10 protein-coding genes and 1 tRNA gene are annotated in these 14874 nt (G+C 41.5%); 10 read left to right on the forward strand and 1 reads right to left on the reverse strand.

The genetic code is table 11. The annotated features are described in order from the left end of the window. The first annotated feature begins 319 nt into the window (after positions 1 to 319). Together H7844_03975 and H7844_03980 are read left to right on the forward strand one after the other, a co-directional pair. A complete protein-coding gene (locus H7844_03975; GenBank protein ID MEO5356441.1) occupies positions 320 to 493 on the forward strand; it encodes a helix-turn-helix domain-containing protein in 174 nt (57 codons plus the stop codon). Between the two features lie 19 nt (positions 494 to 512). After that, a complete protein-coding gene (locus H7844_03980; protein MEO5356442.1) occupies positions 513 to 920 on the forward strand; it encodes a DUF5618 family protein in 408 nt (135 codons plus the stop codon). Between the two features lie 344 nt (positions 921 to 1264). Here the strand turns inward: H7844_03980 and H7844_03985 are convergent. Further along, positions 1265 to 1348, reverse strand: a tRNA-Leu gene (locus tag H7844_03985). Between the two features lie 277 nt (positions 1349 to 1625). On the opposite strand from H7844_03985, the gene H7844_03990 reads away from it, so the two are divergent. The 8 genes from H7844_03990 to H7844_04025 all read left to right on the forward strand — a co-directional run bounded on the left by H7844_03990 (position 1626) and on the right by H7844_04025 (position 14820). After that, on the forward strand, positions 1626 to 5972 hold the full coding sequence (locus tag H7844_03990) for an acyl-CoA dehydratase activase (protein ID MEO5356443.1): 4347 nt from the start codon (positions 1626 to 1628) through the stop codon (positions 5970 to 5972). Positions 5973 to 6062: 90 nt separating this feature from the next. Continuing rightward, a complete protein-coding gene (locus H7844_03995; GenBank protein MEO5356444.1) occupies positions 6063 to 7382 on the forward strand; it encodes a hypothetical protein in 1320 nt (439 codons plus the stop codon). Next, positions 7375 to 8589, forward strand: coding sequence for a DUF401 family protein (locus H7844_04000; protein MEO5356445.1), 1215 nt, complete (start codon positions 7375 to 7377; stop codon positions 8587 to 8589). The genes H7844_03995 and H7844_04000 overlap by 8 nt, the downstream gene beginning before the upstream one ends. Positions 8590 to 8593: 4 nt before the next feature. Further along, complete coding sequence (locus tag H7844_04005; protein ID MEO5356446.1) at positions 8594 to 10237, forward strand: peptide-binding protein; 1644 nt, start codon at positions 8594 to 8596, stop codon at positions 10235 to 10237. 386 nt (positions 10238 to 10623) lie between these two features. Further along, entirely contained in the window at positions 10624 to 10977 is a 354-nt protein-coding gene (locus H7844_04010; GenBank protein MEO5356447.1) for an aspartate 1-decarboxylase, read from the forward strand. Positions 10978 to 11097: 120 nt separating this feature from the next. Beyond that, positions 11098 to 11304 carry a cold-shock protein gene (locus H7844_04015; protein MEO5356448.1) on the forward strand — a complete coding sequence of 69 codons (207 nt, stop codon included), beginning with the start codon at positions 11098 to 11100 and terminating at the stop codon, positions 11302 to 11304. Between the two features lie 490 nt (positions 11305 to 11794). After that, the gene (locus tag H7844_04020) at positions 11795 to 13105 is read left to right on the forward strand and encodes a hypothetical protein (GenBank protein ID MEO5356449.1); all 1311 of its coding nucleotides are present in this window, start codon (positions 11795 to 11797) and stop codon (positions 13103 to 13105) included. A gap of 44 nt (positions 13106 to 13149) precedes the next feature. Further along, on the forward strand, positions 13150 to 14820 hold the full coding sequence (locus tag H7844_04025) for a hypothetical protein (GenBank protein ID MEO5356450.1): 1671 nt from the start codon (positions 13150 to 13152) through the stop codon (positions 14818 to 14820). Positions 14821 to 14874 lie beyond the last annotated feature (54 nt).

The raw sequence follows: 14874 nt of genomic DNA on the forward strand, positions 1-14874 counted from the left end.
ACTGTGCCCCCTCTTTTTTCCCACAAGTATGACAACTCTATTTATTTTTTAGAAGATGGGGTTTACTTGACGCTTACATAGCAATCCTGATAGGCTGCCCGTTAAATTCCTCATACCTGATGTCCACAGGTACTAAAGCCTTTTCCTGTGTTTCTGTTGTTTGGTTACCTGACATTTTACCTCCAGATTCTTGTATCATATATAATGCTATAATGTAATCTATTATGCTATTAATTACTCTAAATGTCAATAAATTAATAAAGTACCATAGACACAATTGGATATTGACATGTTGTGGTAGACGGTTTATAATGTTTATATGGCTATTAATTTATTAAATATTAAAGAAGCGTCAGAATACCTGAGAATAAGCAGAGCAACACTGTATAATCTGATGAAAAAAGATGTATTAAAAACTGTCAAAATTGGTAAGCGAACTCTTTTTGATAAAAAAGACATAGATACATTCATAGAGCAAAGTAAAAGAAACTGAGATTTCAGGAGTAATTGATATGGCACGTCGAGCAAAAACACATACACCAGGAGAGGCCTTAAGGTATTTGGCCAATGCACGGGAATTATTAAGCCAATCGCCGATAGAGGATAACTTTTATACAGACATCAAGCCTGTAAGAGAAGCGTTCAGCACGGCCTATTTAGCGCTACTGGAGGCCATAGACGAGGCTTTAATTAAGAGGGGGCTGCTTAAAAAGAAGCTTCCTAAGTCAGTAGAGGCTTACAGGGAAGTTTTAAGAAAGGAGTTATCCGTAAACAACGGTAAGCTGATGAGGGAATTTGATTATCTTTATGACGGCCTTCATATTGCCGGTTATTACAGAGGATTGATAAACGAGGCTAACGCCGTTAAAGAATATTTTAAAGCCACAGAGCGGTTTATAAAGAAATTGATACCTGGATAATTTATTTGCTGAGGTTATTATGAGTGATAACGATATTAAATTATGGAGTTCGGATGTTGACGATATAGATTATATAATAGTTTCACCTAGGCTATGATGAATCCGGCATTTGTGACAATAAGGGTTGTGCTCCAGCTCTTGAGTCTTTTAATATTCCACAAGAATTAATAGATAGATTTGAAGGTTGGATAATAAATACTGGGATATAGATATGATGGTTTCCTTCAATGAGTTCGATTGGGAACCTTATAATAAGTTCGGAATTCAATTAGCAAGGGATTTTAAAAAAATCGTTGGTGACAAAATCACTGTGGTATATTCTTTATTATCAAGGTCTTACTAACTGCCGGTGGGGGGAGTCGAACCCCCACGAGATTGCTCCCAACGGATTTTGAGTCCGTCGCGTCTGCCAATTCCACCACACCGGCTTTTGTTTTACCTGACACCTAAGGTATCATATAAAATTATTATGTGTCAATTCCCCTGAAAAAATTGCCTTAGCAAAGTAAAAATGTCCTAATTGAGCAAAATAAAAGTGTCCGCTTACATGTAGAAACCACAGTTTATTTCATTTTATTCTTTCAAATTGTAACGAATAAAAATAAATAAATAACCGTACTATTTTTATTGTAAAATATAGGTGGTAGATTATGTTTCCAATGCGTCCATTTGTTTAACAGAGTGGCTTTATTTGACAGGTGGTTTGTGGATAAACAACTGTTTTATTTAGGCATAGATATAGGTTCCATCAGTGTTAAGTGCACTCTTATCGACTGCAATCGCCAAATACTGGAGAGCGTCTATGAGAGGTCGCAATGCCGGCCAATTGAAGTCCTGCGAGGTATGTTGGAAGGATACGGGAAGATGTATCCTGATATGGAGATATCCGGTATCTATGGAACTGGATCCGGCAAAAATATTGTTAAACAATACCTTCACGCAGGAGTGGAAAATGAAATAATATGCCATGCAGCGGGGACAAAGGCCCTGCATCCGGATGTAAATGCGATTATTGAAATCGGGGGACAGGACAGCAAACTAATACTTCTGGATCAAGAGAACAAATCCCTTGCTCAAACCGCTGTCAGGGATTTTACTATGAACGAGTTATGCGCCGCCGGAACAGGGGCATTTCTTGACGAGCAGGCGTGCAGGCTCGGCATTGACATACAGGACTTCGCCCGTATCGCCCTTATGTCAGACTCTCCGTCACGTATAGCAGGGCGTTGCGCTGTCTTTGCAAAGACCGATATGATCCATTTGCAGCAAAAAGGTGCCCCTTTATCCGATATCCTCCTAGGCCTGGCCTATTCCATGGCCCGTAATTACATCAGTAACCTGCTCCGCAGCAGGCAATTGTCTCCGCCTGTCTCCTTTCAGGGCGGTGTGGCCTCAAACGAGGCCATGAAAAAGGCCTTTTGCGACCTCCTGCATCTGGATGAAAAGGAAATAATCGTCCCGGAATACTATAAAACAATGGGCTCCTTCGGCGCTGCTTTGTTTGCGCTGGAAGACTCAAGGCCATATCCCTCTCATACATTTCAACATCTCATCGGGATGTTGTCCGTCCCCCGCCATATTGATTCGCCGGACTCCATCAACAGGCCACCTCTTCCTTTGAGACAAAAAATTACGGGAAATAATACCAGTCAAAATGATGCAAAGGTATCGTTTTATAAGACAGATTCCAACGTTCCTTTTTCCCATTGGGTGAAATCTACAAGCCGTGGTCTTTTTCTTGGGATGGATATCGGCTCGGTAAGTGAAAAGTTGGTTGCCATTGATGGAAACGGCTCTGTACTATATCATGACTACCGCTACTCATCAGGTGATATCCTGGGAACATTAAAGCATCTGCTCAGGGATTTTAAAGATAGTGAATACGGAAAGTCCGGGATACTGGGGGCAGGGGTTACAGGAAGCGGACGTTACCTGGCTGCAAAGGTGACAGGAGCCGATATTGTAAAGAACGAGATATCAGCTCAGGTCTGTGGAACCAGGCGACTTGTTCCTAAGTGCGATACAATTATCGAAATTGGAGGCCAGGACTCAAAGTTTATCACAATGAACAAGGACGGTCACACAGACTTCCTGATGAACAGGGTATGCGCCGCAGGCACAGGGTCTTTTCTACAGGAACAGGCGGACCGTCTGCATATCAACATAGAACGTGACTTCTCTGCGTTGGCTCTTGCATCGGTAAGACCTGTCAGCCTGGGTAACAAGTGTACTGTTTTTATGGGAAGCGATCTGGTCTATTACATACAAAAGGGATATTCGATTAATGACCTGCTTGCAGGTCTTAGCTATGCGGTTGCAGGTAACTTCACTGACCGGGTTGCTATGCACCGTGCATTTGGAGAGATGATCTGCTTTCAGGGTGGTGTGGCCTCAAACGAGGCGGTCAGAATAGCCTTTGAGCACTTACTCAAAAAAAGAGTCTGTGTGCCACCCTATCATAAGGTCACAGGCGCCATGGGTGTTGCCCTTATGACCCTTAGTGCCATGGAACGTCATGAATATGTATCAACACGATTTCAACTTGACTCAGTTGAAGATATCCGCCTCAAAAAGAGCTTTCAATGTAACGGATGCACTAACCGCTGCAATATACAACAGATGCAAATCAATCAATCCCTTATCCATTGCGGGGGTATCTGCGGCAGATATGACTCAATCGTGTATGATATTGGAATGTCCTCAGTGGGTGGCTCTCCGTCAAGCCCTCAGAGGTGCAGACCCGGAACTGCCACGCTTGAATTGATAGAAAGTCTAAACAAACTTTTCAATAATCTTTCAATTTCATGCCCTGAAAAACCTGAGGGTTCTATCGGCTTTCCCCGTGGACTGCTGTTTTATGAATACTTCCCACTTTGGAACAGCTTCTTCACAAGGGCAGGGTTTCAGGTCATAATATCCGGACCTTCGACCCGCTCCCTTATAGAACGAGGGATGCCATATGTCACTGTAGAGACATGTCTGCCCATGAAAGTTTATCACGGACATGTGCTGGAACTTAAGGATAGAGGCTGCAACACCATATTCGTGCCCGGGCATGTAAATATCCCGTCATGGGAAACACTTGATACATCCATTATCCACTGTCCCTATCTGCAAAGCGTACCTGAGTTTATCAGAACAGCCTTCAGCACCGGAGTTGTAACCCAGACACTGTCCAACAACACTGACATAGATGGATACGAGAGGAATCTGACATCTCTGGCAAGTGAGCTGCTACCTAAGAAATCCTTTCTCGATATGGCAATCAAACCTTACATCAAGGGTGTCAGACTGACCGACTACTTTCAGAAAGCGGTAGAGGATTTTAAAAAATATAAAGAAGCGCGTTACACCCTGGGGAGAGGGTTCCTTAACGCTTATGGCGGCAACGATACTATCTATGTTATTTTCGGCAAACCCTACAGCCTGTATGATCCGGAATTAAATATGAACCTCTTCCGTAAGATGGCAAACATCGGGATGGAGGCAATCCCTGCCGACCTTATAGAGCCGACACCGGAGCCCTCCTCCGAAATTACCCCTAATGTGCCATGGCACTACAACCGGTTGATGCTCAATATTGCAAAGCTGATAAGGAACGACCCACGCCTCTTTCCCATTATTCTGACAAACTACGGCTGCGGTCCGGATGCATCGAGCTTCAGGTACATAAGTAACGTCTTTACCAACAAACCGCTATTGGTTCTCGAAATTGACGAACAAACCGCAGACGCAGGCGTTGTTACACGCATAGAGGCCTTTCACAACGAGGTAATGGAGTATAGACGGTCATGTCAGCATCTAAAGGACAACTCAGGCTTCCTTAAAGATGGCCCAAACATTATTTCAGACCCACCCAGGCCTAAAAAAGTCTATATTCCCCACTTTTCAGAACACGCCCATATTCTTGCATCGGCCTTAAGATACAACGGGACCGACGCCGTAGTGCTTCCACCCCCTGATGGAACCATTCTGGAGTTTGGACGCCGCCACTCTATAGCAGGCGAGTGTATGCCATTTATCACTCTTTTGGGAGATTATTTTCACCTGCTGGAAAGTGGTTCTTTCGGAGAGAAGGGGACTGCTTTTTTTATGTTTATGGCCGGGGACTGCAAACTGGGATTGTATGGTCAAAACACCATTTACGAAGGTCTAAAATACCTTCCATATACACTTCCAGTTATAGGAACCTTTGAGCAGCTTTTCGGGGAAAACATCTCAATGCTTCAGAGGATGAAGATATTGGATACAATCTATATCGGCATGGCCGCCATTGACAGGATACTCCAGAAGCTCCACGAGTCGCGTCCATATGAAATCGAAAAAGGAACAGCCGACTTCGCCTTTAAAATCGCAAGAAATCACATATGCAATGGCATAGAGCGCGGTGAGACAATCAGGGGGATTGAGTACGCTCTTTCCGTTTTTAACGGTGTGACAGTGGACAGAGCAATACCTAAAAAAGCCGTGGCCCTTACCGGGGACTACTACACCAGGATCAATCCCTTCGCAAATAACGATCTGTACCGGCGAATAGAGGAACTGGACGGAATCATTTTCGTGCCGCCCACCCTTGTGGATATTGTTCCTATATTCATGGCGAAAAATATAGAGAGATACAGCAAGCGCCTTGAATATATGAAGTTGATCAGATATCTGCTGGTGAATCTGGAATTGCAGTATCAGGCACAGAAGGTTCGCAGTATATTTGAGGATGATATTTTGAATAATTTCGACATGACTCCTGCTGAGGTGTTCGAAAAGACCTCTAAATATTTAAGCACCACGCTCTCCAGTGGTGTAATCTCGCCCCTTGGAAGTGTCATAGACATGATTGAACACGGCGCCAGGGGGATTATTAATGTAATCACATTAAACTGCTCCTTTGGTAATGTGCTGACAAGCGTTTTACAGCGAATGCGGAAGGATTACGGTAATATCCCCCTCCTGACACTAATCTATGAACAACAGCAGGGAGGTAACCAAATGACAAGACTCGAGGCCTTTATGCATCAAATACCGGCAAAAATTTATCGGAAGGCTTACAAATAATCTTAAATGCTGCTGTAAACAGGGGAGTTGTGGTGTTCAAACTATACAGGTGTTTTCTGTTATAATACCCGTTGATAGCAACTTATGAGCATGGATATAAGAAATAGCGGGTTGTGCACTTTGTATGATGCGTTAAGGGAAACCCTTTCCGGCAGGCAGGATGTTTATGTTGTGGGCGGCACAGTGAGGGATATTCTGATAGGCAGGGAGCTGAGAGATATTGACATAGCCCTGCCCGGAGAGAACCCTTATAAAGAGGCTAAAGGTTTTGCCGATAAAATCAGCGGCTCTTTTGTTAAACTCAACGATAAGTTTAAAACGGCACGTGTCGTTAAGGGCAGGTATTACTTTGATTTTACCTCCTTCAGAGGCGAAACCATTGAGGATGACCTGTTGCAGAGAGATTTTACAATAAATGCACTGGCCTTTCCGCTTAACAACGGGATTGAATCCATGGTTGACGTAACAGGCGGCTATAATGACCTGAAAATCGGTTTAATAAAAATGGTGTCACTCAAAAACTTTAAAGATGACCCGCTCAGAATGCTCAGGGCTTTCAGGTTTATGGCTGAGTTGGATTTTATGATAGAGGAGCAAACGGTTCAGGGTATTGTGTCGTTAAAAAAACTTATCGGTAACGTGCCGGCTGAAAGGGTGATGTTTGAACTTAAGGAGACGGCTGCACAGGAGAAATCTTCAGGGGCCGTTGACTTTATGAATCAATGCAGTCTGCTTACCGAAATATTTCCTGAAATGAAAAGCAAAACTGTTGATCTGTCAAAAGCTGCAGCACTATATCGTCAGGTGGAAACAATTATAAACGGCGGCTTCTATACAAAGTTTATGGCTGAATTGGACTCCTATTTTAATAGTGTATCTTACAGATTGCCGTTTCTTAAACTATCAGCTTTATTTTATGCCTCTCAGATTACCGCGGATGCAGCTTCAGAGATATGTATGCGTCTAAAAACATCCTCAGACGAGGCAGGCTTCGTGTATAAAATTCTTAAAAATCACAGCTGTGCTTTTGATGTTTTTAAGTCTGCGATGAACACAGATGTGGTTGTAAAATTCCTGCTGGATACAGGAGATGATTTCATTGCTTCTTTAGTCTTGACTCAGGCGGAGGTCACCTTAAATGCCGGAGATACCTGCGGGTTTAATTTATTTTGCAAAAACCTGCTTACCTTCTATAAGGAAACGTTTTTACCACGGCTCAGAGACGGACATTTTATAACAGGTTATGACCTCATGGAGACTTTTGGATTAAAACCATCTCCACTGTTTAGCAGGATAATCAGGCAGGTGCAGGTGATGGCTCTTACCGGAGGTGTTTCCAACAGAGCTGAAGCATTGATTGCCGTTGAGGATATTTTGAAAAAAAGCTGCGGAGACAACCCCTATGTCTGATATTGTTAAAATACTGGTTGTCTTTATGGTGATGGTCTTTCTGCTCAGAAAAAAACTGGAAATCGGTTTTGTGCTGATTATAGCGTCGGTTATTCTGTTTTTGGAGTATCTGATGGTACCTGAAAAAATTCTAAATACCACCTATACTGCGATAGTATCAAAAGACACCATGGCACTTATGATAGCCCTTACTTTTATCCGCATGGTTGAGAAAATACTGCGCGAACGAGATGTGCTTAAGGAAATGATGGCCTCAGTAAAGGGGCTGCTAAGGAAAAAGAAGTTTGTAATAATTTCAATGCCGTTACTTATCGGGATGCTTCCCTCAATCGGAGGGGCCTATTTTTCCTGCCCTATGGTGGAAGAGTCCGCCCATGGACTTAATCTTTCAAAAGAGGATAAAGCCTTCACAAACTACTGGTTTAGACATCCGTGGGAAATAATGCTTCCTCTTTATCCCGGTGTTTTACTTGCAAGCATTATAACGGAAATAGGGCTTAGGCAGTTCATACTACTCAACCTTACCTCTTCACTCTCTATGCTTGTTATTGGTTTCGTGTTTGGAATGAAAGGAATAAGCGGTTCTTTTGACAAAAAACAGACGGGAAATATCGGCCCATGGCGTGCAACAAGGAGTTTTATCCCGATAGTGTTGTTGCTTTTTATTGTAATAGTTTTTAAAGTGAAACTCCACAGCGCAATGGTTGTAACGGTTTTTTTGTTATTAATCGTTTACAGATATGGACTCATGGAAATCTATGAAGTTCTGAAGTATGGTTTTAAGCCGGATGTTATAGTCTTAATACTTGGGGTTATGTTATTTAAGGAGACGCTTCAAAACTCAGGGGCAGTCATAAACCTAAGCAACTACTTTACATCTCAGGGGATACCCCTTACGCCGCTGCTTGTGCTGCTGCCTTTTATAGCCGGGTTTCTGACGGGCTTTACACTTGCCTTTGTGGGAAGTACATTTCCACTGCTGCTTCATCTGCCGGGGATTAGCCCGTATGCTTTTTCATTTGCCTTTATGGCGGGATATGCAGGGGTGCTGCTCTCTCCCGTGCATGTGTGTTTTGTGGTGACACGGGAGTATTTTAAGGCAGACGTTATAAAGTTATATAAAACGGTAGCCCCGGCTGTTCTGATACTTTTTCTTGTGTCAATGACACAATACATTATATTAACAATACAAAAAGTAGTAAAATAGCAGCATGAATAAAATCATATTAAGTGTTCTGTTGTGTTCACTTGCAATCTGCGGATGTGAAAGCGGTGGAGCGGAGCAGTTAAGCCGGAAAACAGATAACGTAACAGAGGTCTTTGAGCCCGCCTATGGCGATACTATAGTAGAGGGCGCAATAGGTGAGCCAAGCGTTTTAATTCCGATGCTTGCCGGTGACAGCGCCTCACATGCCGTGGCAGGGCATATATTTAGCGGACTTGTTAAGTATGCTCCCGATTTACAGTTGACGGGGGATCTGGCTGAAAGCTGGGATGTCTCCACAGACGGCCTTGTAATCACGTTTCACCTCAGAAGGGGAGTCAGGTGGACAGACGGTGTTGAGTTTACCGCCGATGACGTTATGTTTGGGTATAAGACAATTATTGACGAAAAAACTCCCTCAGCCTATAAGGAGGACTTTTTACAGGTTAAGCAGGCTGAAGTGCTCGATAAGCATACCTTCAGAGTTACATACGAAAAACCCTTTGCGCCTGCCCTGAGCAGTTGGGGAGCACTGGTTGTGTTACCAAAGCATTTGCTGGATGGTAAGGATATTTTAAAGGATACCTTTCGCAGGTCTCCGGTCGGGATGGGTCCCTATGTGCTGGATAAGTGGATAGCAGGGGAGCGGGTTGAGCTGAAATCAAATCATGATTATTTTGAGGGCAGACCATATATTGACAAATACGTTTACAGGATAATCCCGGACCAGTCAACAATGTTTTTGGAACTTAAAACAGGTAGTATTGATTTTATGGGACTTACTCCTATCCAGTATAAAAGACAAACCGATACAGCGCTCTTTAAAGAAAAATTTCAAAAATTCCGCTATCCGGTATTTAATTATACGTTTATGGGGTTTAATCTGAAGCATCCGTTTTTTCAGGACAAGCGAGTGCGCCAGGCAATATCCCATGCAATAGACAAGGGAGAGATAGTGGATGCGGTGCTTTTTGGCCTTGGCAGCCCCTCAACCGGACCATATGTACCAAACACATGGCCTTATAATCCAAATGTAAAAAAATATGACTTTAATCCGGCAAAAGCCCGTTCACTACTCCGTGAGGCGGGATGGATGGAAAAGGACAGAGACGGAGTGCTTAGAAAAGACGGAAACCGCTTTGAGTTTACAATTATAACAAATATGGGAAATTCTCTTAGGACAAAGACAGCCACGATAATTCAGTATCGCCTTAAGCAGGTTGGCATAAAGGTCAATATACGTGCCCTTGAGTGGAGTACTTTTATAAATGAATTTGTGGATAAGAGGCGTTTTGAGGCAATTGTGCTCGGATGGTCAATAGGGCTTGACGCCGACCAGTATGATATATGGCATTCAAGTAAAACAAAGGAGAAGGAGTTTAACTTTATAGGATACAACAATAAGGAGGTTGATGCTCTCTTAGAGGAGGGCAGGAGAGCTTTCGATAAAGAAAAACGAAAAAGGGCCTATCACAGACTGCACGAGATATTAGCAGAGGACGTCCCTTACGTGTTTTTATATGTGCCGGATGCGCTTCCTGTCGTAAGCAGCCGCTTTAAGGGCATCAAGCCTACCGCTATCGGCATTGGATACAATCAGCCACAGTGGTTTGTTCCGGCTGATTTACAAAAAAATTCCCTGCAAAAGTAAAACTTGGTATTAGACGATTGACTGCAACTTGGTAATAGGGTTCATTAGTTTCCTGAATTATAGCAAAAAGCAAAAGTATGTTCTTATTGAATTTATTAAAGAAGAGATTGCCACACCCCCTGCGGGGGTTCGCAATGACGGCATGTAGCTTTTTTTACTGTGTTTTTTTATTCGTCATTGCCATGAGCGATAGCGACCAGGGGAATCCCCTTCAGAGGAGGGCAATCTCAACCACTAAAAATAATGAACGGAATTATGGTTTTCGCTATATATTTCATGCTGAGCCGCAATTATTTTTTGCATTACCATGGTGATATTTGGTATGATAAGTGTAGAAAGAGAGCGGTTGAAGCTGTAAAGAATCTAAAAAAGAGGTAAGTATTAAGATGTACAGATGCATGTTAAGGGCGAAACTCCATATGGCCCGGGTTACAGAGGCTAACTTGCTTTACTCCGGAAGCCTCACTGTCGATGAGGACCTTATGGACTTAGCTGGAATGAATCAGTATGAGAAGGTGTTAATAAGCAACATAAACAACGGTGAAAGATTTGAGACATATCTGATTGCCGGCAAGAGAGGCTCCGGAGAGGTATGTTTAAACGGAGCTGCAGCCAGAAGGGGTGTTGTCGGGGACAGGATAATCATTTTCAGCTTTAGTTATGTTGCTGAGGATGAGATACCAAAAAATTATGAACCACGGATAATTGTACTGTCGGAAGATAATAAACCCACAGTATGATAAAAAGTTTATTAAAAACAATCAAAAGAAAAAAATCTTGACTTAAAACGGGATGAATTAGTATAACAACATTGTTGCAGTCCTTTTGGGGCGATTAAAAATATGGAGGTATCTTTAAGGATGTCACAGACAGGTAAGGTTAAATGGTTCAATGAGGCCAAGGGATATGGGTTTATTCAAAAAGAAGACGGTGGCGATGTTTTTGTACATTTTTCATCAATCCAGGGAAATGGATTTAAGACGCTGAGAGAGGGACAAAAGGTCTCCTTTGATCTCGTTGATGAAGAAAGAGGCCAAAAAGCTACAAATGTAATAAAACTTGATTAGGCTTTTTCGTTTTAGCTTTCTAAGACGCATACAGATTTAAGAATTTGCTTTTTAAGATGGGGCTTTATGCGGCCGACAGGGTTGTTTTTCGTGTTTTTACCAATGAGGGAGAGGGTGTTTTCGTGATACTGTTATGTCTGAGCAAAAGTTAAAAGTATTTTTTTTTAAGTTATTCTTACTGCTTTTAGTATGGTCTCCTGTTTTTCCTCTCCTTTACCTTATATACAGATTTCAGGTTAATATCCCTTTTTGGGATGAATGGGATATTTCGCAGGTTTTTGACGCCTTCCACAATGGGAACCTTCCAGGTTTCCTATTTCAACAACATACTGACAGCAGAATGTTTTTCCCGAAATTGATTTTTTTACTTATCGGTCTTATAAACGGACTCGATGTTAGAGTTTTCATGTATCTCAGTGTCTTCCTCGCTTTTTTAACTTCCCTGTGTATTTACAAATTAATACTGCGTTGCTGCGACACTATGGTTTTTATGTATATACTTGTTTTCTTTGTTAATCTGATGCTGTTCTCTCCGGCTGCGGCAGAAAACTGGTTTTGGGGAATGCAGTTTGTGGTTTATATAACACCCCTGTTACTTTGTGCAGGCCTTGTTGTCAACACTTCCGGTTTCTCTTTTAAGTACAAGGTAATATTCAATTCCTTTTTCTCTTTTGTCGGAACATTTTCTTTTGCAAACGGACTATTCTTATGGTTTTTTATTTTTCCGTTCAACGATTTTTTAAAATCTGATGCTGAAAAACCACCAAGAAAGTACATATGGGGTTATATTTTATCAGCCTTTGTTTCCGTCTCCATATTCTTTTTCGGCTACGAGCGATACGTTGCACCTAAGGCGGGCAGCTGGAGTTTTCTTTTAGTTGTTAAGGGGTTTTTTTCAGGTATAGGGGGGCCTCTGATGCAGGATAAAACCGAATACTCACTGATTGCAGGAATAGTGATTTTTATTTTACTTGCTGCGGTTATATACAAAAGCATGGCGGATTTAAAAGATAACTTTAATAAATATTATCCGTGGTTAGTTACAGCCTGTTACTCAGCATTGGCAATAATCTTAATTTCATTTAACAGAATAGGAGTTACGCCGGCAACCGGCAGCAGATATACTACGGTTTCCTGCTATTTCACAATATCAACAATCATCTTGTTTTCATTGTATATGTTAAAGAAAAGCAATAAAGTTAAAATCACCGTAACGGTATTGGTGTTTTTACTCTTTTCCATCCTGTATTACCACACTTATACCGGTTCAGTTGAATATATAAAGGGAAGGAGTTTTATACGTGAAACTGCTAAGGCAGCCCTTGAGGTCAGTAATGTTTTCAGAAGTGAGAAAGGACTCAGTCTGCTTTATCCTGAAAGCGGCCACCTTTTTAAAAGGGTGAAAAGTCTGACGGAAATGAAGGTTCTAAGCATTCAGATTCCAAGTCCCGGTGAATTGCTGCCTCCTGATAACCTTGCATACGGTTCTTTTACACACTGTGAGGCATTACCAGGAAGTGAATTATATATTTCAGGACGGATGAGAAATCCAGTAAAAGGTAAAAGAATTCTTTTATCTTACAGGACTGCCGGTGAGCGGGAGAAACTCTTTGATTTTATTGCCCCTTTTGACGATAATTTAATACAGGGACGGGATTATTATATGAGTTTTGCTAACTTTTTAAAAGCAGACAATCTGCCGGAGCAAAACATCATAATTTCAGCCTACGGAATTGACCTGACCAAGAAGACAACATTTAATTTTTCAAATACATGTTCTGTGTACAACAAGAAAACATGACGGAGATGGCTTAAAATGCTTTCTTTTATAAGGGTGCTCAAACTATGATTAAGTGGAAGTTGAATATATTTTTCTTTAAGTTACCGTTGTTGACTCTGCTTTATTCACCCCTTTTCCTGCTTCTTTACCTTGTTTTCAGATTTCAGGTCAATATCCCTTTCTGGGATGAATGGGATATTACAGGGGTCTTTGACGCCTTCTACAATGGAAATCTCTTTGCTTTCCTGTTTCAACAACATACTGACAGCAGGATGTTTTTCCCCAAATTGGTTTTTTTATTTGCCGGTCTTTTAACCGGACTCGATATGAGGATTTTTATGTATCTGAGCGTTTTCCTTGCTCTTTTGACATCAATTTGTATTTATGTGTTGATACAACGGTCGTTTAAAAATACGGTCATTGCATATGTTAATGTTTTTTTCGTTAACTTGATGGTGTTCTCTCCGGTTGCAGATGAAAACTGGCTTTGGGGGATGCAGTTCGTTTTTTATATAACACCCCTGTTACTCTGCGCAGGCCTTGTTGTCAACACTTCAGGTTTTTCATTAAAACGCAAAGTAATATTAAATTCCATTTTCTCGTTTGTTGGAACCTTTTCTTTTGCAAACGGATTACTTCTGTGGCTGTTTCTTTTTCCCTTTAATGAGCTCTTTAAAAGTAACACTGTTAAGACGGAAAGAAGGTACATAGGTGTTTATATTATATTGGCCTTTGCTTGTGTTTCAGTGTTTTTTCTTGGCTATGAGCATCACATTGTATCCAGAGGCAAATGGGATTTGGTTGAGATTATTAAAGCTTTTTTTTCCGGTATCGGCGGCCCTTTGATAAAAGATAATCTCAAACATTCACTCCTGTGCGGATTAGTGTTTTTTAGTTTATTTACAACGGTTGTTTACAAAATCATACCGGAACTAAAAGATAACCTGAGAAGATATTATCCGTGGCTGGTTACAGCCTGTTATGCAGCAGCAACAATTACCCTGATCTCAGTTAACAGAGCAGGGGTAATATATACAACCGCCAGCAGGTACATGACGGTTTCCGCCTATTTTATAATATCATCTGTAATTTTACTTTCAATGTATATTGCTAAGAGCGGCAATAAAACTAAAATTCCTGTGTTGTTGCCGGCGTTTTTTCTCTTTAGCCTCCTGTATTACCGAATGTATGACAATTCCATAGATTCGATGAGATCAAACTGCTCCAGCCGTGAAACAGCCAGAGCCTCGCTTGAACTCAGTAATATTTACGCAACAGAAAGAACACTCAGAGCACTTTACCCTGACGGTAAAAAATTGTTAAAAAAGGTTGAATACTTAACCCAAATGAGGGTTCTGAATATTCAAATTCCCCGCCTCGGTGAATTAACTTTAATTGCTGATAATAAACCTTCATACGGTTTTTTCACGGAATGTAAGGAGTTGCCGGGAGAGAAACTTTATATTTCAGGAAATATAAAGACTCCGGTAGAAGGCAAAAGGATTATTCTGTCTTACTACACTGAGGAAAGCGGTGAGGTATTCTTTGGCTCTATAGCCCCATTTGACGGAAACTTAATACGGTCGGAGGATTATTATCTTGTTTTTGCAAACATTTTAAGTACAGAGGCGATTGACCGGCACAACGCTATAATCTCTGCTTACGGAATAGAACTAAACCGGAAGAAAATATTTAAATTTTCCAGCACTTGTTCTGTTATCAATAAAAAAACATAACAACAGAGCTTGCCTAAAAAGCTTTTTTTATGATAACGTACAGCGTTGGCAAAA

The organism is Nitrospirae bacterium YQR-1, assembly GCA_039908095.1.
GTDB lineage: Bacteria > Nitrospirota > Thermodesulfovibrionia > Thermodesulfovibrionales > Magnetobacteriaceae > Magnetomonas.